Annotated in this window: 27 protein-coding genes and 1 pseudogene; 15 read left to right on the top strand and 13 right to left on the bottom strand. The window is 59.8% G+C overall.

The window, feature by feature from the left end; translation table 11 throughout:
* Positions 1–162 precede the first annotated feature (162 nt).
* From A9179_RS21740 to A9179_RS21720, 5 genes are all read left to right on the top strand, one after another.
* Positions 163–1,119: a fumarylacetoacetate hydrolase family protein gene (locus tag A9179_RS21740; RefSeq protein ID WP_187808655.1), complete on the top strand. Its 957-nt coding sequence runs from the start codon at positions 163–165 to the stop codon at positions 1,117–1,119.
* Complete coding sequence (locus A9179_RS21735; RefSeq protein ID WP_187808270.1) at positions 1,119–3,017, top strand: acyl-CoA synthetase; 1,899 nt, start codon at positions 1,119–1,121, stop codon at positions 3,015–3,017. The genes A9179_RS21740 and A9179_RS21735 overlap by 1 nt, the downstream gene beginning before the upstream one ends.
* 444 nt (positions 3,018–3,461) lie before the next feature.
* Positions 3,462–5,393, top strand: a complete 1,932-nt coding sequence (locus A9179_RS21730) for a DUF1302 domain-containing protein (protein ID WP_187808269.1) — start codon at positions 3,462–3,464, stop codon at positions 5,391–5,393.
* Positions 5,394–5,408: 15 nt separating this feature from the next.
* Positions 5,409–6,776 carry a DUF1329 domain-containing protein gene (locus A9179_RS21725; protein WP_187808268.1) on the top strand — a complete coding sequence of 456 codons (1,368 nt, stop codon included), beginning with the start codon at positions 5,409–5,411 and terminating at the stop codon, positions 6,774–6,776.
* Positions 6,777–6,913: 137 nt separating this feature from the next.
* On the top strand, positions 6,914–7,813 hold the full coding sequence (locus A9179_RS21720; protein ID WP_187808267.1) for a pirin family protein: 900 nt from the start codon (positions 6,914–6,916) through the stop codon (positions 7,811–7,813).
* Positions 7,814–7,942: 129 nt separating this feature from the next.
* Here the strand turns inward: A9179_RS21720 and A9179_RS21715 are convergent, their stop codons facing one another.
* Both A9179_RS21715 and A9179_RS21710 read right to left on the bottom strand, forming a co-directional pair.
* Complete coding sequence (locus tag A9179_RS21715) at positions 7,943–8,860, bottom strand: hypothetical protein (protein ID WP_187808266.1); 918 nt, start codon at positions 8,858–8,860, stop codon at positions 7,943–7,945.
* A gap of 447 nt (positions 8,861–9,307) precedes the next feature.
* Positions 9,308–9,577 (bottom strand): hypothetical protein, encoded by a 270-nt coding sequence (locus A9179_RS21710; RefSeq protein ID WP_187808265.1) that lies wholly within the window; start codon positions 9,575–9,577, stop codon positions 9,308–9,310.
* A gap of 217 nt (positions 9,578–9,794) precedes the next feature.
* On the opposite strand from A9179_RS21710, the gene A9179_RS21705 reads away from it, so the two are divergent.
* Entirely contained in the window at positions 9,795–10,022 is a 228-nt protein-coding gene (locus tag A9179_RS21705; RefSeq protein ID WP_187808264.1) for an AbrB/MazE/SpoVT family DNA-binding domain-containing protein, read from the top strand.
* Between the two features lie 132 nt (positions 10,023–10,154).
* Here the strand turns inward: A9179_RS21705 and A9179_RS21700 are convergent, their stop codons facing one another.
* The gene (locus A9179_RS21700) at positions 10,155–10,952 is read right to left on the bottom strand and encodes an inositol monophosphatase family protein (protein WP_187808263.1); all 798 of its coding nucleotides are present in this window, start codon (positions 10,950–10,952) and stop codon (positions 10,155–10,157) included.
* Positions 10,953–11,279: 327 nt separating this feature from the next.
* Between A9179_RS21700 and A9179_RS21695 the strand changes: the two genes are divergently transcribed.
* Positions 11,280–11,873 carry a hypothetical protein gene (locus tag A9179_RS21695; RefSeq protein ID WP_187808262.1) on the top strand — a complete coding sequence of 198 codons (594 nt, stop codon included), beginning with the start codon at positions 11,280–11,282 and terminating at the stop codon, positions 11,871–11,873.
* Between the two features lie 73 nt (positions 11,874–11,946).
* Here A9179_RS21695 and A9179_RS21690 read toward each other — a convergent pair whose 3' ends face one another.
* Positions 11,947–12,336 (bottom strand): helix-turn-helix domain-containing protein, encoded by a 390-nt coding sequence (locus A9179_RS21690; RefSeq protein ID WP_187808261.1) that lies wholly within the window; start codon positions 12,334–12,336, stop codon positions 11,947–11,949.
* Here A9179_RS21690 and A9179_RS21685 point away from each other — a divergent pair.
* The 3 genes from A9179_RS21685 to A9179_RS21675 are packed head-to-tail and all read left to right on the top strand — an operon-like array spanning position 12,242 to position 14,536.
* The gene (locus A9179_RS21685; RefSeq protein ID WP_316851846.1) at positions 12,242–12,700 is read left to right on the top strand and encodes a DUF4031 domain-containing protein; all 459 of its coding nucleotides are present in this window, start codon (positions 12,242–12,244) and stop codon (positions 12,698–12,700) included. The genes A9179_RS21690 and A9179_RS21685 overlap by 95 nt on opposite strands.
* A complete protein-coding gene (locus A9179_RS21680) occupies positions 12,642–13,862 on the top strand; it encodes a nucleoside triphosphate pyrophosphohydrolase family protein (RefSeq protein WP_187808259.1) in 1,221 nt (406 codons plus the stop codon). Before A9179_RS21685 ends, A9179_RS21680 begins: the two co-directional genes overlap by 59 nt.
* A complete protein-coding gene (locus A9179_RS21675; RefSeq protein ID WP_187808258.1) occupies positions 13,859–14,536 on the top strand; it encodes a uracil-DNA glycosylase in 678 nt (225 codons plus the stop codon). Before A9179_RS21680 ends, A9179_RS21675 begins: the two co-directional genes overlap by 4 nt.
* Here A9179_RS21675 and A9179_RS21670 read toward each other — a convergent pair.
* The 7 genes and pseudogenes from A9179_RS21670 to A9179_RS21640 all read right to left on the bottom strand — a co-directional run bounded on the left by A9179_RS21670 (position 14,505) and on the right by A9179_RS21640 (position 19,008).
* Positions 14,505–15,335 carry a thymidylate synthase family protein gene (locus A9179_RS21670; RefSeq protein WP_187808257.1) on the bottom strand — a complete coding sequence of 277 codons (831 nt, stop codon included), beginning with the start codon at positions 15,333–15,335 and terminating at the stop codon, positions 14,505–14,507. The genes A9179_RS21675 and A9179_RS21670 overlap by 32 nt on opposite strands.
* Positions 15,335–15,667 (bottom strand): C1 family peptidase, encoded by a 333-nt coding sequence (locus A9179_RS23210; protein ID WP_394354772.1) that lies wholly within the window; start codon positions 15,665–15,667, stop codon positions 15,335–15,337. Before A9179_RS23210 ends, A9179_RS21670 begins: the two co-directional genes overlap by 1 nt.
* Positions 15,668–15,948: 281 nt before the next feature.
* Entirely contained in the window at positions 15,949–16,965 is a 1,017-nt protein-coding gene (locus A9179_RS21660; RefSeq protein ID WP_187808255.1) for an ImmA/IrrE family metallo-endopeptidase, read from the bottom strand.
* A 9-nt stretch (positions 16,966–16,974) separates the two neighbouring features.
* Entirely contained in the window at positions 16,975–17,325 is a 351-nt protein-coding gene (locus tag A9179_RS21655; protein WP_187808254.1) for a helix-turn-helix domain-containing protein, read from the bottom strand.
* Complete coding sequence (locus A9179_RS21650) at positions 17,318–17,593, bottom strand: hypothetical protein (RefSeq protein WP_187808253.1); 276 nt, start codon at positions 17,591–17,593, stop codon at positions 17,318–17,320. Before A9179_RS21650 ends, A9179_RS21655 begins: the two co-directional genes overlap by 8 nt.
* A gap of 260 nt (positions 17,594–17,853) precedes the next feature.
* Positions 17,854–18,705: pseudogene (locus A9179_RS21645) on the bottom strand (YifB family Mg chelatase-like AAA ATPase); the annotation flags it as partial.
* Positions 18,706–18,744: 39 nt separating this feature from the next.
* Complete coding sequence (locus A9179_RS21640; protein ID WP_187808252.1) at positions 18,745–19,008, bottom strand: accessory factor UbiK family protein; 264 nt, start codon at positions 19,006–19,008, stop codon at positions 18,745–18,747.
* Between the two features lie 412 nt (positions 19,009–19,420).
* Between A9179_RS21640 and glnK the strand changes: the two genes are divergently transcribed.
* The 5 genes from glnK to sutA all read left to right on the top strand — a co-directional run bounded on the left by glnK (position 19,421) and on the right by sutA (position 23,437).
* The gene (glnK, locus tag A9179_RS21635) at positions 19,421–19,759 is read left to right on the top strand and encodes a P-II family nitrogen regulator (RefSeq protein WP_021700071.1); all 339 of its coding nucleotides are present in this window, start codon (positions 19,421–19,423) and stop codon (positions 19,757–19,759) included.
* A gap of 35 nt (positions 19,760–19,794) precedes the next feature.
* Positions 19,795–21,111: an ammonium transporter gene (locus tag A9179_RS21630; protein WP_187808251.1), complete on the top strand. Its 1,317-nt coding sequence runs from the start codon at positions 19,795–19,797 to the stop codon at positions 21,109–21,111.
* A 91-nt stretch (positions 21,112–21,202) separates the two neighbouring features.
* A complete protein-coding gene (locus tag A9179_RS21625) occupies positions 21,203–22,453 on the top strand; it encodes an ammonium transporter (protein WP_187808250.1) in 1,251 nt (416 codons plus the stop codon).
* A 137-nt stretch (positions 22,454–22,590) separates the two neighbouring features.
* On the top strand, positions 22,591–23,016 hold the full coding sequence (locus A9179_RS21620) for a secondary thiamine-phosphate synthase enzyme YjbQ (RefSeq protein WP_187808654.1): 426 nt from the start codon (positions 22,591–22,593) through the stop codon (positions 23,014–23,016).
* Positions 23,017–23,110: 94 nt separating this feature from the next.
* Complete coding sequence (sutA, locus tag A9179_RS21615) at positions 23,111–23,437, top strand: transcriptional regulator SutA (RefSeq protein ID WP_187808249.1); 327 nt, start codon at positions 23,111–23,113, stop codon at positions 23,435–23,437.
* 60 nt (positions 23,438–23,497) lie between these two features.
* On the opposite strand, the gene A9179_RS21610 is transcribed toward sutA, so the two are convergent.
* Positions 23,498–24,193, bottom strand: a complete 696-nt coding sequence (locus tag A9179_RS21610) for an HAD family hydrolase (RefSeq protein ID WP_187808248.1) — start codon at positions 24,191–24,193, stop codon at positions 23,498–23,500.
* Positions 24,190–25,086, bottom strand: coding sequence for a tyrosine recombinase XerC (xerC, locus tag A9179_RS21605; protein WP_187808247.1), 897 nt, complete (start codon positions 25,084–25,086; stop codon positions 24,190–24,192). Before xerC ends, A9179_RS21610 begins: the two co-directional genes overlap by 4 nt.
* Positions 25,087–25,149: the final 63 nt, after the last annotated feature.

Below are 25,149 nucleotides of genomic sequence, written 5' to 3'. Positions count from 1 at the left end.
ATGTCGCGCCTCCTCTCTCGTCTCAATCGCCGCAGTCTGCTCAAAGCGGGTGCTCTGCTGGCGGGAGGTGTGGCGCTGTACGAACTGATCCGTTTCGACGAGAGGCCACCCCAACTGCCACTCCCCGACCACAGATCCCCTGAATCCCTAGGAGTCACCCCAATGGCCGCTGTCAACGTCGTTCGCTTCGCATATCAGAATGAAATCCACTGGGGTGTGATACGCCAAGGGCATATCACTGTCATTCCAGGGACATTCGAAACTACCGGCGATCTTGTGCGCAACACGAAGGTGAGCGAGCTGGCGCAGCTCAATGGAACCGAGATTGCAGCTGACAAGGTGAAGATCCTTTCACCGGTGACTCGCAATCAGCAGTTCGTCTGCCAGGGTGCCAACTATCGCCAGCACATGATCGAGTCCGGCATGGATCCGGATGAGAAGAAGTACAACATGATCTTCACCAAGGCCGCCAGTTGCATCGTTGAGGCCGACAGCCCGGTGATCAAGCCGGCCAATGTTCGCTTCCTCGACTACGAGATCGAGCTGGGACTGATCCTCAAGCGTGAGATCACTGCTCAGGTTCGAGTGACCGATAGCAACCTTCACGAGTTCATCGCCGGTCTGGTGATCGTCAACGACTATTCCGCGCGCGATGTGCAGATCCCGCAGATGCAGTTCTATAAGGGCAAGAGTTTCCGAACTTTTGGGCCGGTTGGGCCACATCTGTGTCTGCTCGATAGTGAGCACATTGACTACCTCAAAAAGTTGCAGCTGTGCCTGAAGGTCAATGGCCAGGTTCGCCAGAGCGACAGTACCGCGAACATGGTGTATGGCCCGGCTGAGACGCTCACGGAGCTGTCGGGTGTACACGACTTCGCACCTGGCGATCTCATAGCCACTGGCACGCCAGCGGGTTGCGCCCTGACGGTTCCGTCGCCGGCCAAGCAGCGCATCGCAGCGTTGCTGCCAGAGAGCGTGAAGTGGAAGGCCTTCCTGAAAGCTCAGGAGGGGCGTAGCCAGTACCTCAAGTCCGGTGATTTGGTCGAGGCCAGCATTTGCAGCACCGATGGTGTTATCGACCTTGGCGTACAGCGCAACCAGGTGGTGGAGCGAGTCTGATGGCAGTCAAGAGCATTCAGGATACCGAGAGCCTGGAAAAAACTCCGCTCGAGCATCGGAACTTGCCTAATAGCACCTATGCGGCATTACAGCGTTGCGCAGCCGAGAACCCTAATCGTCTGGCGCTATCTTTTTTCCTTGAGGCGAAGCGCTATTGCCAAACGCATAAATGGACCTATCGCGAGCTGTTAGCCGACATTACCCGCGCGGCCAATGCTTTCCATTCCTTAGGAATCGGGCCGGGGGATGTAGTTGCCTTCATCTTGCCCAACCTACCGGAAACTCATTTCACCATCTGGGGTGGTGAGGCAGCCGGCATCGTTATGGCAGTTAATCCACTGCTCGAAGCGCCGCAAATCGGTGACCTGCTGCGTGCATCTAATGCCAAGGTTGTTGTCACCCTTGCTCCGACTCCAGGAAGTGATCTTTGGAGCAAGCTTTCCAGCCAGTTGGATCATCTGCCAAGCATTCAAGATATCGTCTGGGTTGGCATGGGGCCCTATGTGGATGGTGACACGGCAAATGCCCTTCGCCTTCTGGCGTGGCAGGAGCGACGTCCTCATCGTGGCCATCGCATCCAGTACCTACGTAGCTTGATGCGCCATCAGCCGGATGATCATCTCATCAGCGGACGGGATATCTGTCCTCAAGATATATCGTCCTACTTCTGTACTGGTGGAACGACGGGCCTGCCCAAGATCGCAATGAGGACACACGGATCCGAGGTTTTTGATGCGTGGGCTGTGGCCGCTAATCTGGGCCCGCATCAACTAGGTCAGGTGATTTTCTGCGGTCTGCCGCTGTTTCACGTCAATGGCCAATTGGTCACTGGGTTGATGCCTTGGATTCAGGGCGAGCATGTCATTTTAGGAACTCCACAGGGGTACCGAGGGGAGGGGGTTATCCCGCGATTCTGGGAGTTGGTTGAGCACTTCCAGATCAACTTCTTCTCAGGGGTGCCTACGGTCTACTCAGCTTTGCTGCAGCAGCCAGTTGAGGGGCGGGATATTTCGTCGCTGAAATACGCCCTTTGTGGAGCCGCTCCGATGCCTGTGGAGTTGTTCCGTGAGTTCGAGTCGCGTATCGGCATACGAATCCTCGAGGGTTATGGTTTGACCGAGGGCACCTGTGTGTCGTCGACAAACCCCCCAGAGGGAGATCGGCGAGTGGGCTCCATTGGCCTGAGGTTGGCTTATCAGGCAATGCGAGCAGTGATACTGGATGATCACGGGTGCTATCTCCGCGATGCTCAGGTCGATGAAGTTGGCGTGATTGCCATTTGTGGTCCCAATGTATTCGCGGGCTATTTTGAGCCCCGTCATAACGAGGGTATCTGGATCGATATTGCCGGGCAGCGCTGGCTCAATACCGGCGACCTGGGGCGCCAAGATGCAGATGGCTACTTCTGGCTCACTGGGCGCAAGAAGGAGCTGATCATCCGCGGCGGACACAACATCGATCCCAAGCAAATTGAAGAAGCATTGCAGGCGCACCCGGCGGTAGCGCTGGTGGCGGCAGTGGGTAGCCCCGATGCGCACGCCGGCGAGGTGCCGGTGGCTTATGTGCAACTAACGAAAGACCTAGCTGTAGAGCCCGAAACCCTTCTTTCGTATGCCTCGCAAAACATCAGTGAGCGCGCAGCCATACCGAAGCGCATCGAGATTCTGGATGCACTTCCGGTGACTCCTGTCGGCAAGATCTTTAAGCCTGCCTTGCAGCAGTTGGAAATCGCCCGTGTCGTGCGTCAGGAGGCGAGCACTCTGGGACTGAGCAATGTTGCGGTGGAGGTTGTGCAGGATGCGCGCCACGGGCTAGTCGCGCATATCCAGGCCGGAGCCGAGCAAACCGACCTCGCCAAGGCGTTGGGGCAATACAGTTTCCGGCATGAGTGGCGCTAGCTCTGCTGCGGCGATGGCTAGTGCAGCTGGGTGAGTTTTCGTTCTTGTGTTGAAGCCATACCTAGTAGGGGTGGCGTCAGGTATCGGGGAGCATGCTCCCAGAGAGGTGATGAGTTGGCGATTTCAGTCTCAATACCGCACATGCTGCCCGGCCCCAAGATGTCTCGCCCTCCCTACGCTCTGTCGACCTTGTCGGGCATCAGATGCGACTACGAGAGCAGGTGCCTCACGTATGCCTTAGAGGAAAAGTCGGGTTCCCTCCCGGGAGTCTTTTCTCAGCGGATTCGTGCTTTGGAACGCTCTCAGTCTCCACCGGCGAGAAAGTAGCCAACCTCTCTGACCGCTCCGAATAAGCGGACCAATCAAGCCATTGGTTGGTTCGTGCGGGTTGGCTCGTCCCGAAAAAGAGCAGCGCAGCACTCATGACAACAACAAGAGGCAGTGATGATGTTTAAGCAACCTCCATGGCAGTCAGCTCGCCTGGCTTGCGCAGTTAGCCTTGCAACTATGTTTTCCACATCGGCTCAGGCTGTCACTTTCAAGATCGGCGAGATCGAAGGACAGTTCGACTCCAGCCTGTCGGTAGGTGCCAGTTGGTCGACGCAGGACGCTGACTCGGACCTGATTGGCGCCCATAACGGTGGCGATGGAGTGGTACAAGCCGGCGATGACGGGCGTCTGAACTTCAAAAAGGGCGAGACCTTCTCGAAGATCTTCAAAGGCATCCACGATCTCGAGCTCAAATACGGCGACACTGGCGTTTTCGTCCGCGGAAAGTACTGGTACGACTTCGAGCTGAAAGACGAGAGCCGGCTGTTCAAGGACATCGACGACCACAACCGCAAGGAAGGTGCCCAGTCCAGCGGCGCTGAGCTGCTCGATGCCTTCGTCTACCACAACTACTCCATCGGCGATCTGCCAGGCTCGGTGCGACTGGGCAAGCAGGTGGTTAGCTGGGGCGAGAGCACCTTCATCTTCAATTCGATCAACTCGATCAACCCGGTGGATGTCTCGGCCTTCCGGCGCCCTGGCGCGGAGATCAAGGAAGGCCTGATCCCGGTCAACATGTTCTATGTATCGCAGAGTCTGACCGACAACCTGTCTGCCGAGGCTTTCTACCAGCTGGAGTGGGATCAGACGGTGGTCGACAACTGCGGCACCTTCTTTGCCACACCGGATGTTGTGGCCGACGGTTGTGACCGTAATCTGACCGTGCTGAGTCCCGCCCTGGGTGGACTCTCTGGCTTCGCTGCCGCCCAGGGTCTCGGCTACGAGACCACTTCCGAAGGTGTGATTATCTCTCGGGGTGGCGATCGCGATGCCCGTGACAGCGGCCAGTTCGGTACTGCGCTGCGCTACTTCGCCGAGGACTTGGGTACCGAGTTCGGTGCTTTCTTTATGAACTACCACAGCCGCATGCCAGTGTTCAGTGCAACCGTTGCGGATCCCTCAGTGTTTGCCTCCATTGCGCCCCCCAGCGTTGCGAATCCGGCTGGCGGTAGTCTCTTCCAGAGCTCCTTCGGGCCTCTGCTCGGCGCTTGCGGGGGCGATCTGGCCTGTGCGGTAAGCAGCTACGAGGGGCTGGCAACCGCTACGGTGGCTGGGAACTCTAAGTACTTCATCGAGTATCCAGAGGATATCCGTCTCTACGGCCTGAGTTTCTCCACGACCCTGCCCACCGGCACCGCTTGGAGCGGCGAGATCAGCTACCGTCCCAATGCCCCGGTACAGCTCAACACCGTGGATATTCTCTTTGGCGGACTGACTCCTGCAGACCCCTCTGTCTCGCCGATTCAGGCGACGCCTGGTGGAGACACCCATGGATACCGGCGCAAGGAGATTAGCCAAGCGCAGACGACCCTAGTCCACTTCTTCGACCAGGTGATGGGCGCCGACCGCCTGACCCTGATCGGTGAAGTGGGCTTCACCCATGTGGGAGGCCTGGAAAACTCCAGCAAGCTGCGCTATGGCCGCGATCCGGTTTTCGGCTCGGGCGTCCTGCCGAGCGGGCGCTGCGAGAGCCTGAATGCCTCCATCCTGACCGATGTTTCGCAGAAGAATCTCAGCCGCTATTGCGAGGACGAGGGCTTCGTAACCAGTGACTCCTGGGGTTACCGAGCTCGGGCGATCTGGGAATACAACAACCTGGTTCCGGGCATCGAGCTGAAGCCAAACATCGCCTGGTCGCATGACGTCAAGGGTTACGGCCCGAACGGGCTGTTTAACGAAGATGCGAAAGCCATAAGTCTGGGCTTGGACGCCAACTACCTCAGCACCTACACCGCCGGGCTTTCCTACACCAACTTCTTCGGCGGCAAATACAACAATTCGGTTGATCGCGACTTCGTAGCCCTGAGCTTCGGAATGTCGTTTTAAGTGGAGTCCACTCGCATGAAAAAGACAGTCATCCTGGCGCATTCACTGGCCTTGACCTTCGGCCTTGCCTACCAGTCCGCCTTTGCCGCAGTCAGTGCCGAGCAGGCCAAGCAACTAGGGACCTCGCTCACACCAATGGGTGCCGAAATGGCCGGCAACGCAGATGGCACCATTCCCGCCTGGACCGGCGGTCTGCCCAAGGATGCTGGTAGCCGGGATGCCGCCGGCTTCCTCAGTAACCCCTTCGCCAATGAGCAGCCGCTGTTCACCATCACCGCGCAGAATGTAGCGCAGTACCAGGACAAGCTGAGCCCTGGGCAGTTAGCGATGCTTAAGCGCTACCCCAGCACTTACAAGCTGACAGTCTATCCCAGCCACCGCAGTGCCAACGCGCCCGACTTCGTCTACCAGGCCGCCAAAGCGAACGCGACTAAGACCTCCATGATCGAAGGGGGCAACGGCTTGGCTAATTTCAGCACGGCTGTGCCCTTCCCGATCCCGCAAAATGGTTTGGAAGTAGTGTGGAACCACATCACCCGCTACCGTGGTGGCAGCGTCAAACGCAGTCATATACAGGCCACGCCGCTGGCGAATGGAACCTTCGTGCCAGTGCACTTCAAGGACCAGTTTACCTTCCGGGATCGTGTCGCTGACTTCGATCCGGCGAATCCGGGCAATGTGCTGTTCTACTACAAGCAACTGGTGACAGCGCCAGCCCGCGAAGCGGGTAACGTGATTCTGGTGCACGAAACCCTCAACCAAGTGAAAGAGCCGCGCATGGCCTGGATCTACAACTCCGGCCAGCGTCGCGTGCGCCGTGCCCCGCAGATCTCCTACGACGGCCCCTATCCGGCCTCCGAAGGACAGCGTACTGCGGATAACCTGGACATGTACAACGGGGCACCGGATCGCTACGACTGGAAGCTGGTGGGCAAGCGCGAGATCTACATCCCTTACAACAGCTACCGGCTCGATGCACCGGACCTCAAGTATGCAGATATCGTCAAACCTGGGCATATCAACCCGGATCTGACCCGCTACGAACTGCACCGAGTCTGGCAGGTCGAGGCAACTCTCAAACCTGGTGAGCGGCACATCTACTCCAAGCGGATCTTCTATATCGACGAAGATACCTGGCAGATTTCCCTGGCCGACCACTACGACTCCCGAGGCACACTGTGGCGCGTCGCTGAAGGCCATATCGGGCCGATGTACGACCTGCAGATCCCTTGGCTGGGCACTGAGGCTCTGTATGACCTGATCAACGGCCGCTACATCGTCTCCGGTATGCGCAACGAGGAAAAAGAGCCGCTGCAGTTCGGCTTCACCACGGGCACCGCGGAATACACCGCGGCCGCGCTACGCACTTCTGGCATTCGCTAACAGGCTACTCCGTCAAAGGCCACAAGCCCGAGACCTTGCCGCCCTCCGGGGCGGCCTTTTATTCACGCTCAGCTAGAGCCCACAGCTGGATGCTGCTGTCGGCTCTGAGCTGGCCACTGCAACCATGGAGCAAGGCGATGAGCAACAGTTCGAACATGCAGGCTCGGGTCGTCATGACCATTCACGACGCGCTCCACACGCTCGAGGGCGACGGTTTTGAAGTTCGGCGTGCTATTCCTGCGCAGAGTTTCGAAGCAATTGGCCCCTTCATTTTTCTCGATCATTTCGGGCCGCTTGACGTTAGCCCAGGTGAGGCGAAGGGGGCATCTGCCCACCCGCATGCTGGTATTGAGACGCTGACGCTACTACTCGACGGAATCGCATGGCACAAAGATAGTCTTGGCAATGTGAGCAGCATGCGGCCAGGTGAGGTGCAGTGGCTGCGCGCCGGGCGTGGCGTGATTCATGAGGAGTGCCCAGATGATGAGATGCGCCGTACCGGGGGGCGATTTCACGGCATTCAGCTATGGCTCAATATGCCGAAGGCTAACAAGCACGATGAGCCGAGCTATCGACATATTCGGGCTGAAGAGATTCCGGTGCTCGAAGCCGCCGATGGCAGAGGGCGTACACGTCTGATAGCTGGCCGACTGGATAAGCATGAGGGCCCAATTGCCACAACTGGCTCACCGTTCGTGGCACACACGACTCTTGCGGCTGGAGGCGGCATCGTATTGGCCCCGGATGGTGCAAAGGAGCTGGCCTTCTATGTGATGGTGGGGGATGTCGTCATGGACGGGCAAGTGGTCGAAGCCGGTCAACTCGCTCGGCTGTCCTCTGAGGGGGAAATTCGCCTGAGTACCGATAAGGGAGCCGAGCTCCTCATTGTTGGCGGGGACCCTCTAGATGCTCCCATCTGTCGATGTGGTCCGTTCGTCATGAATTCTGCTGCCGATCTGGAGCGTGCGATCCGTGAATACCGAGAGGGTCGTAGCCGAGCATTGCCGCGGCGTTGCAGGCTTATGTCGCGGCGGTGAAGGAGGGGTTTTCCTACGCTGGAACAGGGGTATTCCAGCTGACTCAAGGCGCCTGCATCTAGCGCCTGCTCTCGGTTCACTTGCCCCCGCTTCAGGGCCGTATCAGACCCTGGCTCGGTGCTCCAGGCGTTAACGCGGCGAAACCACCGGAGCTGGCGGCAGGTCTTCAGGCGTTCGTCGTCGGTAATGCTGCCCCTCGGCGCTATGGGTGAAAATGACGCCCAGTTGAAAGGCGATAAGGTCGAGCAGTTGGTTGTCGTACTCCGGTTGGCGTGCAAAAGGGGTGCTGATGGACTCGGCAAACACCACCGCCAGACCGGCACGAATGCGCAGATCATCAGTGCACTCATCGAGACCTGAGGGCGTCCACTCATCTCGCAGTCGCCCAGTCTCGAACGACAGTTCAGCATTGTAGAGCGCCGAGACGATCAATTGCCCATCATGACTCACGGCCAGAAAGGCAAAGGGGCACATGGCGTCGTGGGTGTCCGAGTGGCCGGTATCGACCACAGCGCCAAAGGCGTGGGCCAGCCAGCAGCCGCTGATTTTAGTGGGTAACACCAGGGTCGGCCCGGTGCGCTGGTAGGTGCCTTCGCGGAACTGCTTGAACTCGTTGTGAAAGTCCATCAAGGCAAAGCGCAGCAGACGTTCATCCAGCTCCTCGGGAGCGTTGGGATGGCGGGCGTTCTGTGCCATGCGGTGGTGATTCCAGGTCATGCCCACCGAGATTTTCTTCGACCACAAGTGCAGTTCATCGACGCTGGCCTGGTGCTGCCTGATGTGCTGCTCCACCTCACCGAAGAAATTGTTCGGCTCTTGCGCGGCCGGGGCGCGGAACTGCATGACCTTGGCCATGCGTGGAGACTCGCCCATTTCTACCGGGCGCTGCTGCAGTTGGTAAAGCCGCTGCATCCAGTCGGGAATGACGTGTTCGCCATTGGCTTTGCTCTGTGGGGCGCCGGTGAACAGGCAGGCCGTGCTCAGGTCCAGGGTCTTGTAGTAGGGGGCCAGGTAAACCGTGTTCTCGGAGGTTGGATCGACGGGCATGGAGCAGCAGGGCCTTGTGCGGGTAAGAGGAGCCGATAGGAATGAGGACGTCAGGCAGCGGTAGCGCTTTTCGGGATAACACGCCTTTCTACGTGGGGCTCTATCGTGGCTGTAGTTGTCGGGGTTGTAGCTATCCAAGGCCAGTAAAAAGGCGGATTTAGGTCGTTTCGTAGAACGTCCAGCGTGATGAAAACTGACTATCGCCAGCGACTGCTTCTGGCCGGATGCGGAATTTGGTGATATGCCGCATGAACGGACATTGAGCGGCAGCGTGGATTACCACTGCACCTGCGAATATCGTGGGACAGCGTGTTGAGGTACTCGATATTCAGTAGGCGCTCGGCTAATTGCGCTAATGGACTCAGCTGGCTGCATAAACGGATGTCGAGCTCCGCGCGGTCTAATTGTGTCGGCTGGTGCGATTACTGGCTGCTTTCACGCGAATAATCAGACAAACGAAGTCTGGGCAGAGATTCGGCGAACCTTGACGACCTCCCCAGTGCTCACCTTGCGGCGAGGCTTGGTTTCGCCAACTACACGCATGCTGCCATCACCCTTCACTTCCACGATATGGGTGCCTTCGACCTTCAGGACGGCATGCCCTGCTGCGAGGGCGCGGATAAAGGCTGCATGCGTAGCGCAAGCCGCCAAAGCGGGAATTTGAGCCTCGAGGACTTCGACGGTCCTTTCAGAGAGCTGTATTCCGATCCCAGCCATGATCGCCTCCAGTGGCTAGTGCAGCGAACTTACGTCATCGTCGCGAGTATCATAAACACCCAGATTCCAGCACAGTCTATGACGGAAGGCAGCTACCGGCGGGCGGCTTCCTAACTCAAGCAGAGCAGTCGGGCGCAATGTACCAGACGACTAGCTTCGGCTACCCAGTGAAGCCATGAGTCAACGCTTAGCACCTCATCATTCGGCAGGATTGATAATGAATACAACCCATGTGGTCATCGAAGATTGGGATGGTGATGGCGCTATCCGGATCCCGGATGAGGTCCTCCAGGAGATGGAGGTAGACCTGGGGGACAGTCTTTTCCTCATTGAGGAGTTTGTAGGCACAACACGTTGCATTGTGTTGAGCAAGACGCCCCGTCTTCTCGACCGAATCGACGAGCTGGTGGAGCACTTTGACTCGAAGATAGAGAAGCGGTCGTAGCCCTATCGTCAGCTCAGGTTTATGCGACTCGCGTCTGGCTGACCTACGGCCTGTCACCGTCTGCCCCCTGGCTCAATAAGGCCGCTAGCACGAGCTATGAGGTGGCACGGGGACCACATCCTGCGGCAGATATCAGAAAAGCTTTTCCCAGCTCCTGCCGGTCAGCTCTCTGCATGCACTAGGCGCGCCGCCAAAAACCCGCAAGGCCACGTCCGCCAGAACGCCAGAGTCGTAGGAAATCTCTATCCCAGATTGGTCGAGCAACACGCCACCAGCGCCCCTCAGTAATGCGTGCCCTCCAACCACGTCATGGGCTGACACTGGTACAAGTGAAATACCCGCGACAGCATCACCAGCAGCTACGCGAGCCAGTCGATAGGCAATGCTTGGCATTGGGATAAAGTCAGCCGGTGCACAAAGTTCAGCGTTGATTGCGGGCTTGGTAGCTGCAGCCGCGCTCACCAGCACATGACTGCCTGCTCTTAACCCCTGCTGGTCCAATCGGGATAGTACTGCGTGCCCATTCCGGATAGGGCTTGCGGATCCTTCTGCCCAAGAAATGCAATCAGGGCCTCGATCTACTGTGACAGGCGCATAGACGACACCCAGAACAGGTGAAGCGTTGCGCAGTAGGCCAACTGAAATTGCCGACCCCTTGCGACCCAAGAGGAAATCGCTGGTCCCGTCATTGGGGTCAACCACCCAGCAGTACTCGTGACCCGACAGACATGCCCCCGTCTCCTCTCCCCAGAAATCGCATTGGAGCAAATTGAGCAGGTTTTCGCGCAGTGCTGACTCAATCTCTGCGTCGACTTTTGCCTTATCTCCGTGGCCTCTTGGCCCATCAGGTCGATCCCATTCGGCAGCCAATAGCTTGCCCACAGAAAGCACGTTATCGGTTACTGGCGCTAGTAACTCTAAGCAGTCCATAGAGCTCTCCGGAAAGCGTCTTTCAGCATCGTGTTGAAGCCGGCCTGTTTGCCAAAAGACGAAGCCCCGCCATAAGACGGGGCTTCTGAATAGAGGCCCCCGAAGGGGCAGCGGCATCCTTGCCGCAGGGAGGTTTCAGGGAAACCGTGCAAGGACTCTAGCGCACTGGGAAGCAAGATCAAGCATGCTTCGTTTCTGTGAATGCGAGACGAGGCGGTAGGCTCATTGCGCTTTGAATGGCCCTTGTAGGGGCGCAGGTTTCGCTGGCTTAAACTCCCCTGGCCAGGCGTCGCCCTGATAAACAAGATCCCTTTGTAAGGAAATCACATGCAACACATGGTTGGTGTCGGAATTGCCATTGCGCTGGCTGCGCTTTCAGGATGTGCGGGCGTTAAGTCTGCTGCTCAGCAGGCTGTAGTAGTCGACTTCTTCGGAGGAACAACAGAGCTGTCGGGCCCAGCTTCGGCAGGGCTCGGAATGAACGAGACCCTTGTTGGGATTGCGGATGCAAGCCGGGAGCTTCGTTACCAGCCTCTGGCAGTTAGACACTGCAATGCCGAGATGACTGCATGTGCCACCGGCATCCTGGACCTCTTCAGCAGAATCACCATTCTCGATGTGGGTCCTTCTAGCGCGAAAATTCAAGTCGCACTTACCTACCAAATTAGCAAGGAGGTCAGGCGCGAGGCATTCGGGCACAGCCTGGGCCAAGCAGTTGCACCGGGTGTAGATGTGTTGACGGGGGATGGGGAAATTAATCGAGTAGCCGAGATCCCCTATGGCGTGGTGCGTGGTGTCGAGATGCCCTACGGAGCGGTACTCACTCTGTGCGTTTCTCCGCCAGGAACGTCCAACATGGCTTTCCGCCCCTGTTCACGTAACCTGCAGGTCCGTGACCCTAGCGAGGTGCCGGCGTTCTAGTTTCGCGGGGCACCTACTGCCACCAAGCTTTGCAGACGCTGGCTGACGAAGCATTGGTGTCGAGATGGGGTGTTTACTCAGCAGTCGACGCCAGGGGGAGTTCCTCAAGAGCATCCAGGATTCGCTCAAGCACCCGTGCGTGCGAAGGAGATGAAGTTACCAGGTGCTTCACCCGAGCGATCAGGTGTTCTGGTAGATCACTGGTGATGGCTTGAGGTGAAATTTGCAAAAATGTGCAAGCTGCAGAAATGTTTTTGCTGACGAGCGAGAATCTGCCTTGCTCGGCGCGCGAGAGCTGTGAGTGGTGCACGTTCGTCAGAAAGCCAAGCTCTGTAAGCGTTAGCCCTCGATTAATTCGTGCTTCGCGGATGCGCAATCCTAGATTTTGCGCAGCTGCGGCATTGAGTCTTTGTGTCATAATGTGCATATTAAATGCACATTTTGCACGGACAAGCCATGCCATGCCTGTTTACGTTGATTCCGAGGAAGTGCGCTGGAAAGGACGTTCCTGGTGCCACCTAGTTGCCGACACCCTTGACGAGCTCCATCACTTTGCGGCTCAGTTGGGCTTGCAGCGCAAATGGTTCCAAAGCAAAAGCTTTTACCCTCACTACGACGTGACCTTGTCAGTCAGAGCGCGCGCGATTCAGCTTGGCGCTATCGACGCTGACCGGAAAACTATTATTGGATGCTGCAAGCAGATGCGAGCTGAAATGCTTGCTCAAAGGACACAGCAGCAATCGTTGCTGCTCGAACCAGGAGGGATCCATGGCACCTGTAGCCAAGCAGCAAGTCGAGCCTCTTTCCCTACCCGAATACTCCCTTAAGGCAAATGAAAGCTCGCGTCTGAAGGACAAACCTACTGGCTTCCAAAGCCTGAGATTTGGTTTTTTTGGTGAGGTTGGTGGTCTTCTGTCGTCAGTGAAGAAAGCTGATCGAGATCGCCTTGAGGACACTCAAAGTGAGGTCGCGGCTGAGGAGCTTGGCGATGCTCTTTGGTACCTCGTCAGTGCGGCAACACACCTCAACATCACTCCGGACGACCTAGGCATTTATTGCCTGAAGGAGCTACGGCGTCGCTTCAAGGAGAATGAACGCGAGCCGATCATTCCTATCAGCTTTCGTCAGATTGACGCGCTTATCGATACCCGGCGCGAAGATGGAACGATCAAGCGAACCGTCCAGATGAGTGCTCTGGCTCATGCGGCCGGAGCTTTTACCTTCTCGACGGACACCCAGCTGCAGGCGACCCCGACTCCAACATTGCTCAACCACTTCGGCACGCTGCTCACCGAACTGGCGCTCTGTTGTGCAAGCTTCAACCTTCATATTGAGGATGTGGCTAGAGACAACCTCGAAAAGATCAAGAGCCGATGGCCCGGTGAGAACCCGGTCTTCTACCCATTCTTTGATCCTGACGAGCTCTTCCACGACTATGAGCAGTTTCCTCGCAGACTCGAAATGGATTTCATCGAGCGAGCCAGCAGTGGGGGTACTTACGTCGTTCAGCAGCTGAACGGTGTCTTCATCGGCGACCGTTTGACGGATAATAGTAACGAGCCGGATGACTACCGCTTCCATGACGTTTTCCACCTCGCCTACATAGCCTATCTGGGATGGTCGCCCGTTCTGCGTGGCCTTCTGAAACGCAAGCGTAAGTCGGTCCCCAGCGTGGACGAGAATGAGGATGGCGCCCGCGCAATGATCATCGAAGAGGGCATCGCGACTTGGATTTTCAATCACGCGAAGCGTCGACGTTTCTACAAGGGAATCAAGGTAGGATCACTCGAATACGGTCTGCTTAAGCAGATTCACTCGATGGTCGAAGGGTACGAGGTTCACAAGTGCCCACTCTGGCAATGGGAGCTGGCCATCCTTAAGGGCTTTGAGATTTTCCGTGAGTTGCAGAGTGCACGCACGGGTACAGTCATCGTTGATATGGTCAACCACGAATTGACCTTCAAACCGAAAGTAACCGCAAATCAATGACCCCGACCTCATTCGTCAAAGCGCTTGCCGGCCTGTCTCTGGATAACGTGTTCAATCCCTACTCGGACACTTGTCCGGTGCATGACCGATCCGATGCCGCTGCATTTCGCCGAGCGAATTTACGTGCGTATCTTGCTGCTTCAGCTGACATTGGAGTGGACACGATCTGGATGGGGCGTGACCTCGGCTACCGAGGAGGGCGTAGGACTGGGTTGGCGCTGACGGATGAATACCACCTGCCGGAGATGGCGAAGGTCTATCCAGGTTGTGCCTCGCGCCAGGCTACTCGCGGGCCGGCTATTGCTGAGCGAACCGCGGCAGAAATATGGGGGGTGTTGAAGGCTATCGACGCGCCGCCATTGCTATGGAATGTGTTCCCCTTCCACCCCCATGAAGCCCAGAATCCGTTCACTAACCGTCGGTTTACTGCCCGTGAGCTGGACGCCGTGCGTGATCTCAACAAGGCCCTAATCAAGTGGTTGAAGGTTCGTCGTATCGTAGCCATTGGACAGGACGCTGCTGCTTATGCGGCGGCCTTTGGTGTTGAAGTAGTTTGTGTGCGCCATCCTAGTTACGGCGGAGTGAAAGACTTCCGAGCGGGGATGAGCAAGATCTACGGAATATCCGATGGCTTGCTAGGCACTAAGCGGGCTGCGCAGGCGCAGCTGCTCTAACGTCAATGTCCTCTGGCGAAGACGCGAGCAGCCGGCGCGCCGAGACGATCCCTCCCAGCCCTTTGTCCAATTTGGCGTGTGTCGATACGCACGTGAGAACGCCGGTTTCGAATCCCGCCTCTTTAGCAACGTACCCTTGCAATTGAGCCAGGCCGATTAGATTTCCTAGCGCTCGCTCCGCGTAGTAGTGGGATCTGTAGATAGCGGTCAGATCAATCTTGTCGCCTATCATCTTGAACGTTAGATGGCTCAAGCACGGCGAGCCCATATAGCTAGCGCGATCTATGGCAGGGTCATAGGTGGGTAGTTCGAATCCCGCATCAAACAGGTCTGCGCCTATATCCGTTGTGCTCAGCTCATACGCGGCTTTGAACTGGGTTTGAGCAGGATCCTTACGAGAAGCGAGCTTCTCGATGATCTTCTCCAGTGGATTGAAGGTGGTGCCATCAGGCGCTGATCTGCTGATCATGCGGTGCGCATAGGTACCCCAGGTATTCTTGGCCTTTCCGTGGGCAATTATTTCCTCGTATTTTTCATACCATTGGGGGCGCCCATAGTATTGGTAGATTCGTTGGGGAAAAATTGTGCCAGCGGCAGTCATCACGGTCCTGTCGGCACGAACCTGCTGCAGCGCTTGATTCACCGCGGCAATGACTCGGTAGTCTTCTGCCGTGATCTCTTGTGGAGAGGCAATCTCAAGGATGACGTTGCGATCCTCCTGATCAGGTCGGTTAGCTAGATGGCGAGAAGCCGCTAACCAAGCGGGCACCACTCTGGACCGTTTAAAGACCTCTGCCATCAAATCACTCCGTATGCCCAAGTGGCGTGCTGCACGAGATAGGTTTCCGAGATCCACGCGTGTCCATTGAGACCCCAGCCGGTTCCCCAACTGTTGCAAATCAGATAGTGCGGCTCCCCAGTTTCGTTATCCGCCCCATGCCCGATGATCACAACGGCGTGTAACCCTGGATAGACGTTGGGTTGGAATGCCACCACCCCATCTACGGGCGTCATAAATGATTGGGTAAGCGCAATCAGGACACCGACAGGGAAGCCTGCCTGTATACATCCGGTGATGGCGGCAGGAATTACGCGCGTTAGAGTCAACTGAGGCCCATGCAAGCGTTGCACAGTGGGCAATGGCGGTATCGGAGGAACAGGATCGGTAGGTTGGTACGGGACGTACTGTTCCTCCGGTAGTCCCGGAGCCGTTGCAACTACGGCTACCCGCACATCCAATCCCTGGTCAGGCTGCCAGCTTGGAGACTGCAGAGCAGTAGCATGGTAGGCAAACTCTGGGCTGAGGCAGTGCTGAGCAAAGTAGCCTTGGATACCTGCGATAGAAAATGCCACACAGGTCTGCCTTGCACCTTGATCGCGTGCGGGTATCTGCAGCTGCGCGTAAGAGTGAATCACGATTGGTTTGCACTCCGGAGCAGACTTTCCTTGGCTGCCGGGGAGAGCCCTGGATCAAGGTGTTCGAAGCTGGCCTGGGTGCTGTAGTTAGCAATCGCTCCAGAATCCGGGCTCCAAGGTTTTCGCTCCGAAAGATTCAGCTGAGCCGGCTCTGGTTTTGCGAGGGGGGCCTGCGTGATCAAGTAATCCTGAACGCTAACCCCGCCGCCTATTGTCGAGTCTTTATCAGCTCGTTGGCCTGGCGGAATAAGTAGCGGCTCAATCAAGAACCCCTCGGACATAGCCTCATCGGCTGTCCAGACGTAGCCTGCAGAAGAATGGTTCCTCAGGCGCACAAGCATCTGATCATCCACGCGCGGTTCGAGTATCAGGTCCTGATCCGCCTCATCGATCAGCCACACATCTCTATGAGGATTCTCCAATGGAGAATGGAGTAAGGACTTTTTGATGGTTGCTGGCTGCGTCCTCAGAAGCGTGTCGACCTCTGTGCGCTCCAGCAATTTTAGGCGGTTCAGTGACCATGCTGCGGCCTTGTAGCTGATCCCAAGCCGCAAAGAGAGTTGATACAGGTAGAAAGGGTGGCAGAGATGATTTCGAGACCAATTCTTTCTGCGCATGATGCGCGCGATAGCCCACCGAGGTGCGATCAAGCTGTACGCAAACCAATCGGCTTCCAGTTCCTGCCTGCCTGCTGTTGGCGCATAGTCCAGCCGGTCATCAGCCGTGGTGCCGTGATTCAGGAAGAAATGTCCCAGCTCATGGGCACAGGTCATCTGGACCAGGCCCGCCGGCCGCTCGGAGTTCAAAAGGATTCCGGATTGCTCCTGGCGAATAAAAGCTCCCAAGAGCTTATCCATCGGGCGCAGCATCACTAAAACATCGGCAAACTCTGCGACACGAAAAGGATTAATTCTTGTGTAGCCGTCCTTTTCGATCCGCTCTTTCGCGCCTGAGTCTCTCAGTACTTCGGCGGCGCGGTTGGTGGCCGCTGCGATCTGAGCTGATGAGAGCATCCATTTCTCCTAACTGACTTTCGAAGCCCTCAAGAAATCAGCAAACCGAGCCACTTCGGTTACATCTTTTTCTGTCAGTCCATTGATCGCACGGGCGAGAAAAGCCAGCTGCTCTGGGCCAGAGTGCTCAGGTTCTCCGCCGGTCAGCAAGTAATCTACTGAGCGTCGGTATAGGCGTGACAAGGTCTTTAATTCGACTGCTTCAACCTTCCGCGTACCAGTTTCAATGCCAGTGATAGCGGTGCGCCCCACTCCGAGGACTTGAGCTACATCGGCTTGCGAAAGGCCAACATACTCGCGCGCAGCACGGAGCCGCTCGGCGAGTTGTACTCTATCGTCTTCAACGCCGCTATCACCCATTGTTCTCACCCAGGTACTTGAGTACCCCTTCAGTGATCTGCTGAATGAATTGCTCTTTTGACTCATAGCCGCCGTTTCGGATCACTACATCAACTGGGACTTTTCTTTGAACCAGTGCGTCGATCTCAATCATGGCTTCGCAGGCTGTCAAGGAATCGAGTGGCGCTCCCAATTCATCGACAGTTGCGGGATCGCTGGTGATCGAAATTTCACGTTCATCCCAGAAATTCCCGAGCACATCTTCGATTTGCTGCTTAAGAGTAGGCATGGCTGTGTCTGAAATTCGGACATTTACTGTATAAAAATACAACCCTTTTGCGGCTGGCGCAAATAACCTCCAGGCAGTTTTTTACTAATAGACATGGTCGAGTAGGCCCACACACCCAACCGCCAGGAGAAGACTGGATAGCTAAGGCGTTGCAAGGCGCGACGGATCAGCTGGTCCTCGGCAGCAGCAAGGCTTCAGGAGGTCTGTGACCCCTTCTGGCGCTCGCATTTATTTCGATAATTTCGCAGCTAATTCAAAATCCGACAGCCACCGCCGACCAGGGCCGGCCCCGAGGCGCTGTGGTGCGGCTGGCGGAAGGGCCGTTGCGGCCAGCTGGTCAGTGGCGTGGCACTGGCCACCGAGTGGATGGTGGCGACCTGCAGGGCTTCGGCCTCGTCGAGTGGCGGCAGCAGGCCGGGCAGGCGGCTGGCCAGCAGGGTCTTGCCGGTGCCCGGCGGGCCGCTGAACAGCAGGTTGTGCCCACCGCTGGCGGCGATCAGCAGGGCGCGCTTGGCAGCCAGCTGGCCCTGCACGTCGGCCAGATCCGGGTAGGGCGCGGCACTGCGCAGCAGGCCGCTGGCCTGATACGGCGCCAGCGGTGTCTGGCCGCTGAGGTGGGCGGCGATCTGCAGCAAATGGTCGATAGCCAGGATGGGCAGCCCGGAAGCCAGGCTGGCCTCCTCGGCATTGGCCCGCGGCACCACCAGGGTGCGGCCGGCGGCGCGGGCGGCCAGCGCCGCCGGCAGCACGCCCTGCACCGGACGCAGTTCGCCGGAGAGGGCCAGCTCGCCCAGGCATTCGAGTTCGGCCAGGCCGGCGGCGGGGATCTGGCCGCTGGCGGCGAGCACGCCGAGGGCGATGGCCAGGTCGAAGCGCCCGCCGTCCTTGGGCAGGTCGGCGGGCGCCAGATTCAGGGTGATGCGGCGGGGCGGGAAATCAAAACCGGCATTGAGCAGGGCGCTGCGTACGCGATCCTTGCTTTCCTTCACGGCCGTTTCCGGCAGGCCGACCAGGGCCATGCTCGGCAGGCCGTTGGCCAGGTGCGCCTCGACCGTGACGGCGGGCGCCTCGACGCCGACCTGGGCGCGGCTGTGGACTATGGCCAGGGACATGGATCACTCCTTGATCGCATGCCGCCGTGCCGGGCGGGATTACTCGCCCGGTGGCGGAGTGGGTTGGGCTTCCAGTTCGGCGACCCGGGCCTCCAGGGCCTCGAGGCGTGCGCGGGTGCGGGCGAGGACGACCATCTGACTGTCGAACTCGTCGCGACTGACCAGATCCAATTTGCTGAAGGCGCTCTGCAGCAACACCTTGAACTGCGCCTCGAACTCGCTGCGGGGCAGTGCGGCATCGCCACTGAACAGGCGCGAGGCGTGGCTGGCAAGGGCGTCGAGGAGGGCTTTGGGTGGCAGCATGGCGAGGGTTCCGGATACAGACGGCCGGCAGTGTAGCACGCAGGCCCGGCACCGAGCCGAGCGTGGCGCGGGTGCACGGTTTTAGCTCACGAAGGGGGCGCATGGTGCACCATGACTGTGCGGTCGCGTTGGCGAGAAATCCCTGCAGGGCCCGGATCATGGGGCTAACTGCATGAAATCACCTGCTTTTGAGATAGCTGGCAAGCTTTCTGCTTAGCTGCCTGTGACGCGTGCACCGATGCAGTTCCGGTGCGCAGGGTGAGGCGGGGGAGTGCTTCACCGTATGCGGTTGGTTGGCATCGGCCCGGCCGAGGCATGGCGGCCGATGCGTTTCAAAAGCCAGACACTGCGCTTAGACTGGGCCCGGGTTCGTTTTTCCTGGGGCGAGTCCACCAATACGGGAGAGAGTTTCATGAAGCTAGTCACTGCCATCATCAAGCCGTTCAAGCTCGACGACGTGCGCGAGTCGCTGTCGGAGATCGGCGTGCAGGGCATCACCGTGACCGAAGTCAAAGGCTTCGGCCGGCAGAAGGGCCACACCGAGTTGTACCGCGGCGCGGAATACGTGGTCGATTTCCTGCCCAAGGTGAAGATCGACGTGGCTATCGCCGATGACCAGCTGGATCGCGTCATCGAGGCGATTACCAAGGCGGCCAACACCGGCAAGATCGGTGACGGCAAGATCTTCGTAGTCAATCTGGAACAGGCCATCCGCATCCGTACCGGCGAAACCGGCACCGACGCAGTTTAAGCCCAGCACCCCACACGCCCCAGGAGAGAACAACTATGACTCTGCGTAAATTCGCAGGGCTTGGAGCCCTTTTGTCCCTCGTTACCCCCGGCATCGCCATGGCGGACGAGGTTGTACTGAACAGCGGTGACACCGCGTGGATGATTGTCGCCACCGCCCTCGTGCTGTTCATGACCATCCCCGGCCTGGCGCTGTTCTACGGCGGCATGGTGCGATCCAAGAACATTCTGTCGGTGATGATGCAGTGCTTCGCCATCACCGGTCTGATCAGCGTGCTGTGGGTCATCTACGGCTACAGCGTGGCTTTCGACGTTACCGGCATGGAGCAGGGCGTCGTCAACTTCAACTCCTTCGTCGGCGGTTTGTCCAAGGCCTTCCTTAGCGGCCTGACCACTTCCAGCCTGACCTATGCGATTCCGGAAAGCGTGTTCATCACCTTCCAGATGACCTTCGCCATCATCACCCCGGCGCTGATCGTCGGTGCCTTCGCCGAGCGCATGAAGTTCTCCGCCATGCTGATCTTCATGGGCGTGTGGTTCACCCTGGTCTATGCACCGATCGCCCACATGGTCTGGTCCGGTAACGGCGGCCTGCTGTGGGACTGGGGCGTGCTGGACTTCGCCGGCGGCACCGTGGTGCACATCAACGCCGGTATCGCCGGCCTGGTGGCCTGCCTGGTACTGGGCAAGCGCAAAGGCTACCCGACCACCCCGATGGCTCCGCACAACCTGGGTCTGACCCTGGTCGGCGCCGCCATGCTGTGGGTCGGCTGGTTCGGCTTCAACGCCGGCTCCGCAGTGGCCGCCAACGGCACCGCCGGCATGGCCCTGCTGGTTACCCAGATCGCCACCGCTGCTGCCGCCCTGGGCTGGATGTTCGCCGAGTGGATCACCCACGGTAAGCCGAGCGCCCTGGGCATCGCCTCCGGTGTAGTTGCCGGCCTGGTTGCCATCACCCCGGCTGCTGGCACCGCCGGCCCGATGGGTGCCCTGGTGATCGGTCTGTCCGCTGGCGTGATCTGCTTCTTCTGCGCCACCAGCCTGAAGCGCAAGCTGGGCTACGACGACTCCCTGGACGCCTTCGGCGTACACGGCATCGGCGGTATCGTCGGTGCCATCCTGACCGGCGTGTTCGCCGCTCCGGCCCTGGGCGGCTTCGGTACCGTGGAAGACATCGGTGCCCAGGTCTTCACCCAGTTCAAGGGTGTCGCCTTCACCGTGGTCTACACCGCCGTGGTGACCTTCGTCATCCTCAAGGTGCTGGATCTGGTGATGGGCCTGCGCGTGAGCGAAGAAGTCGAGACCGTGGGTCTCGACCTCGCCGAGCACAACGAGCGCGGCTACAACCTGTAAGCCTTAGCTGAGTTGAAGAACGCCCGGTACGCCGGGCGTTTTTTTGTCCGCGCCAATGGCGGTGCGGGGCCTTAGGTACAAAGGAGTGCCCATGGAAAGTACGGCTTTGATTCCCCTGCAGTATGCGCTCGACACCTTCTACCTGTTGATCTGCGGTGCCTTGGTGATGTGGATGGCGGCCGGTTTCGCCATGCTCGAGTCGGGTCTGGTACGGGCCAAGAACACTGCCGAGATCCTCACCAAGAACATCGTCCTGTATGCCCTGGCCTGCGTCATGTACCTGCTGCTGGGCTACCACCTGATGTACAGCGGCGCCCCGGGCGGCGTGCTGCCCGGTCTGGGCTTCCTGATTGGCGACGAACACGCGGTGGCGACGGTGGCCGCCGGTGGCGAGGGTGCGCCGGTCTTTGCCAAGCGCGCCGATTTCTTCTTCCAGGTGGTGTTCACCGCCACCTGCATGTCGATCGTCTCCGGGGCGGTGGCCGAGCGCATGAAGCTGTGGGCGTTCCTCGCCTTCGCGGTGCTCATGTGCGGGGTGATCTACCCGCTCGAGGGTTACTGGGCCTGGGGCGGCGGCTTCCTCAAGCACGCCGGCTTCAAGGACTTCGCCGGCTCCGGGGTGGTGCACCTGGCGGGCGCCACGGCGGCCCTGGCCGGGGTGATGCTGCTCGGCGCGCGCAAGGGCAAGTACGGCCCCAACGGCCAGATCAACGCCTTCCCGGGGGCCAACCTGCCGCTGTCGACCCTTGGCTGCCTGATCCTCTGGTTCGGCTGGTTCGGTTTCAACGGCGGCTCGCAGCTGAAGATCAGCAGCATCGCCGATGCCAACGCGGTGGCGGCGGTGTTCGTCAACACCAACCTGGCCGCAGCCGGTGGCCTGCTGGCGGCGCTGGTGGTGGCGCGCCTGCTGTTCGGCAAGGCCGACCTGACCATGGTGCTCAACGGCGCCCTGGCCGGCCTGGTGGCGATCACCGCCGAGCCGGGCACGCCCACGGCGGTGCAGGCGACCCTGATCGGGGCGGTCGGCGGCGTGCTGGTGGTGTTCAGCATCCTGCTGCTTGATCGCCTGCGTCTCGACGACCCGGTGGGGGCCATCTCGGTGCATGGCGCCGGCGGCCTGTGGGGCCTGCTGGCCGTGCCGCTGACCAATCCGGCGGCCAGTTTCAGCGCGCAGCTGATGGGCGCCGCCTGCATCTTCTCCTGGGTGCTGCTGGCCAGCCTGCTGGTCTGGGCGCTGATCAAGCTGGCCATGGGCCTGCGTGTCAGCGAGGAGGACGAATACGAAGGGGTCGACATCGCCGAGTGCGGCATGGAGGCCTACCCGGAGTTCACCCGCAAATAACCGGGGGTACGGTCGGAGAGGGCGCTACGGCGCCCTTTTTCATGGCCAGGGCAAGCGATTTCTTCATCATCACCTAGGTGAAAAGCGCGCAGACAGGCTCTAAAATGCGCCCGCAACGGGTGCGGCGGGTGGCGGCGATGTGGCAACAACGGATGATCACCCTGCGTGCGCGCAGTCGCGGTTTCCATCTGGTGACCGATGAGCTGCTGGCGGCGCTGCCGGAACTGGCGCAGTGCCGGGTGGGTCTGTTGCACCTCTGGCTGCAGCACACCTCGGCTTCGCTGACCATCAACGAAAACGCCGATGGTGCGGTACGACGTGACTTCGAGCGCTTCTTCAACCGTCTTGTGCCCCAGGGCGAAGGCGGCTACGAGCACGATTACGAAGGGCCGGACGATCTGCCGGCGCACTTCAAGTCCAGCCTGCTGGGCTGCCAGCTCAGCCTGCCGGTAAGTGCCGGGCGTCTGGCGCTGGGCACCTGGCAAGGTATCTATCTCGGCGAGCACCGCGACCAAGGCGGCGCGCGTCGGGTGGTGGCAACACTCCAGGGCGAGTCCGACTGACTCGACCGGGAACAAGGATTTTTCCAGCGGCGTTTTTGCAAAGCGCGCCGCTGGGCTATAAGTAACCTGCTTTTCGCAAGTCATGAGGTAGAACATGAGCGACGAAGAACTGGAACAAGACGAACTCGAAGCGGGCGACGAGGACGAAGGCGAGGAAATGGCTGCTGCCGATGACGGCGACGCCGAGGACGACGATGGCGACTCTTCAGCCCCCTCCGGCAAGGCCGGCAAGAAGGCCAAGGCGGCCGACGATGTCGAGGAACTGCCCAGCGTAGAAGCCAAGCAGAAGGAACGCGATGCCCTGGCCAAGGCCATGGAAGAGTTCCTCTCGCGCGGCGGCGCGGTGCAGGAGATCGAGCCCAATGTGGTGGCGGATCCGCCCAAGAAGCCCGACAGCAAGTACGGTAGCCGCCCCATCTGAGGCCGCCCGGTTCATGAAAAAGCCCGCCGATTGGCGGGCTTTTTCATGGCCGTGATCCACCTATTGCCAGCTGTGCAGCAGCGCCGGCAGCTCGGCCAGGCTGGCGATCTGCGCATCCGGCGCGACCTCGTCGTCCCAGGCCTTGCCCTGCGGGTTGAACCAGATCGCGCGCATTCCGGCGGCGCGGGCGCCGGCGATGTCGTCGCTGGGGTGGTCGCCGATATGCACGGCCTGCGCGGCCTCGACGCCGGCGCGCTGCAGGGCGGTGTGGAACGGATGCGGGTCGGGCTTGCCGATGCCCAGCTCCTCGGCGCACAGGGCGAACTGGAAGTAGTCGGCCAGGCCCAGGCGGCGTACGTCGGCGTTGCCGTTGGTGATCACCCCGAGGATGAAGCGGTCGGCCAGGTGCTCCAGGGTCGGGTGCACTTCGGGAAACAGCTGCACCTGATGACGCGCGGCGAGGAAGACCTGGAAGCCCAGTTCGGCCAGCTCGCCGGCTTCGGCCTGCGGGTACCCGGCTTCGCTCAGGGCGTGGTAGAGGATGCGCCGGCGCAGCTCGCTGAGGCGGTGCTTGAGCAAGGGCTCGGCGTGCAGCAGGCGGCTGCGGATCGCCCACAGCTGTTCGATCGGCACCGGGCCCAGGCGCGGCGCCTCGGCGGCCAGCCAGTCGCGCAGCGCCGCCTCGGCGCCGTGCATGACCGGCGCCACGTCCCACAGGGTGTCGTCGAGGTCGAAGGTGATCAGGCGAATGCTCATGGGGTCTCGCTCTTGCGCTTGGCGCGTGGGTGGGCGCCGTCATAGACCTTGGCCAGGTGCTGGAAGTCCAGGTGGGTGTAGACCTGGGTGGTGGCAATGTCGGCGTGGCCGAGCAGCTCCTGCACCGCACGCAGATCCTGCGACGATTCCAGCATATGGCTGGCGAAGCTGTGGCGCAGCATGTGCGGGTGCAGGCGCTGGCCCAGCTCGCGCACGCCGGCCTGTTGCACGCGCAGCTGCACGGCGCGCGGGCCGAGGCGGCGGCCCTGCTGGCTGACGAACAGGGCGCCATCGGCCGGGTTGCTCAGGGCGCGTAGCGGCAGCCACTGTTCGAGGGCGTCGCGGGCCTTGCTGCCGAGCGGCAGTTCGCGGGTCTTGTTGCCCTTGCCGAGCACGCGCACCAGGCCGGCGCCCAGGTCGAGGCCGTCGAGGTTGATCCCGACCAGCTCGGCCAGGCGCAGCCCGGAGGAATAGAACAGTTCGAGCAGGGCCTGGTCACGACGGGCGATGAAGTCGTCTTCCACCGCGCCGTCGAGCAGCTGGGCCGCGCGGTCGGCGTCCAGCGCGCGTGGCAGGCGGCGTTCGCCCTTGGGCGGGCTGAGGCCGACGGCCGGATCATGCCGGCACAGGCCTTCGCGGCCGAGGTACTGGTAGAGCCCGCGCACGGCCGAGAGCAGGCGTGCCAGCGAGCGGCTGGACTGCCCGCTGGCGTGCAGGCGGGCGATCAGGCTGCGCAGGGTGCGGGTGTCGAGCTCGGGCCACTGGGCAATGCCCTGGCGCCCACAGAGTTCGAGCACCTTGAGCAGGTCGCGACGATAGCCGTCGAGGGTATGCGGCGACACCTGGCGCTCGCGGCGCAGGTGTTCGAGAAAGGCGTCCAGTTGCTCCTGCATGGATGGCTCCAGGCGCGGCGATGCGGGTAGGCGCGAGTTCGGCTCGCGAAATTCTGCGGCTGG

The sequence above is a fragment of the Pseudomonas alcaligenes genome, assembly GCF_014490745.1.
Taxonomy (GTDB): Bacteria; Pseudomonadota; Gammaproteobacteria; order Pseudomonadales; family Pseudomonadaceae; genus Aquipseudomonas; species Aquipseudomonas alcaligenes_C.
This window is presented reverse-complemented; position numbering and strand designations above follow the sequence as displayed.

Coding starts and splice junctions, on each gene's coding strand:
- A9179_RS21740 (WP_187808655.1), top strand. CDS start 163: ATGGCCGCTGTCAACGTCGTTCGCTTCGCATATCAGAATGAAATCCAC.
- A9179_RS21735 (WP_187808270.1), top strand. CDS start 1,119: ATGGCAGTCAAGAGCATTCAGGATACCGAGAGCCTGGAAAAAACTCCG.
- A9179_RS21730 (WP_187808269.1), top strand. CDS start 3,462: ATGATGTTTAAGCAACCTCCATGGCAGTCAGCTCGCCTGGCTTGCGCA.
- A9179_RS21725 (WP_187808268.1), top strand. CDS start 5,409: ATGAAAAAGACAGTCATCCTGGCGCATTCACTGGCCTTGACCTTCGGC.
- A9179_RS21720 (WP_187808267.1), top strand. CDS start 6,914: ATGAGCAACAGTTCGAACATGCAGGCTCGGGTCGTCATGACCATTCAC.
- A9179_RS21715 (WP_187808266.1), bottom strand. CDS start 8,860: ATGCCCGTCGATCCAACCTCCGAGAACACGGTTTACCTGGCCCCCTAC.
- A9179_RS21710 (WP_187808265.1), bottom strand. CDS start 9,577: ATGGCTGGGATCGGAATACAGCTCTCTGAAAGGACCGTCGAAGTCCTC.
- A9179_RS21705 (WP_187808264.1), top strand. CDS start 9,795: ATGAATACAACCCATGTGGTCATCGAAGATTGGGATGGTGATGGCGCT.
- A9179_RS21700 (WP_187808263.1), bottom strand. CDS start 10,952: ATGGACTGCTTAGAGTTACTAGCGCCAGTAACCGATAACGTGCTTTCT.
- A9179_RS21695 (WP_187808262.1), top strand. CDS start 11,280: ATGCAACACATGGTTGGTGTCGGAATTGCCATTGCGCTGGCTGCGCTT.
- A9179_RS21685 (WP_316851846.1), top strand. CDS start 12,242: ATGCGCAATCCTAGATTTTGCGCAGCTGCGGCATTGAGTCTTTGTGTC.
- A9179_RS21690 (WP_187808261.1), bottom strand. CDS start 12,336: ATGGCATGGCTTGTCCGTGCAAAATGTGCATTTAATATGCACATTATG.
- A9179_RS21680 (WP_187808259.1), top strand. CDS start 12,642: ATGGCACCTGTAGCCAAGCAGCAAGTCGAGCCTCTTTCCCTACCCGAA.
- A9179_RS21675 (WP_187808258.1), top strand. CDS start 13,859: ATGACCCCGACCTCATTCGTCAAAGCGCTTGCCGGCCTGTCTCTGGAT.
- A9179_RS21670 (WP_187808257.1), bottom strand. CDS start 15,335: ATGGCAGAGGTCTTTAAACGGTCCAGAGTGGTGCCCGCTTGGTTAGCG.
- A9179_RS21660 (WP_187808255.1), bottom strand. CDS start 16,965: ATGCTCTCATCAGCTCAGATCGCAGCGGCCACCAACCGCGCCGCCGAA.
- A9179_RS21655 (WP_187808254.1), bottom strand. CDS start 17,325: ATGGGTGATAGCGGCGTTGAAGACGATAGAGTACAACTCGCCGAGCGG.
- A9179_RS21650 (WP_187808253.1), bottom strand. CDS start 17,593: ATGCCTACTCTTAAGCAGCAAATCGAAGATGTGCTCGGGAATTTCTGG.
- A9179_RS21640 (WP_187808252.1), bottom strand. CDS start 19,008: ATGCTGCCACCCAAAGCCCTCCTCGACGCCCTTGCCAGCCACGCCTCG.
- glnK (WP_021700071.1), top strand. CDS start 19,421: ATGAAGCTAGTCACTGCCATCATCAAGCCGTTCAAGCTCGACGACGTG.
- A9179_RS21630 (WP_187808251.1), top strand. CDS start 19,795: ATGACTCTGCGTAAATTCGCAGGGCTTGGAGCCCTTTTGTCCCTCGTT.
- A9179_RS21625 (WP_187808250.1), top strand. CDS start 21,203: ATGGAAAGTACGGCTTTGATTCCCCTGCAGTATGCGCTCGACACCTTC.
- A9179_RS21620 (WP_187808654.1), top strand. CDS start 22,591: ATGTGGCAACAACGGATGATCACCCTGCGTGCGCGCAGTCGCGGTTTC.
- sutA (WP_187808249.1), top strand. CDS start 23,111: ATGAGCGACGAAGAACTGGAACAAGACGAACTCGAAGCGGGCGACGAG.
- A9179_RS21610 (WP_187808248.1), bottom strand. CDS start 24,193: ATGAGCATTCGCCTGATCACCTTCGACCTCGACGACACCCTGTGGGAC.
- xerC (WP_187808247.1), bottom strand. CDS start 25,086: ATGCAGGAGCAACTGGACGCCTTTCTCGAACACCTGCGCCGCGAGCGC.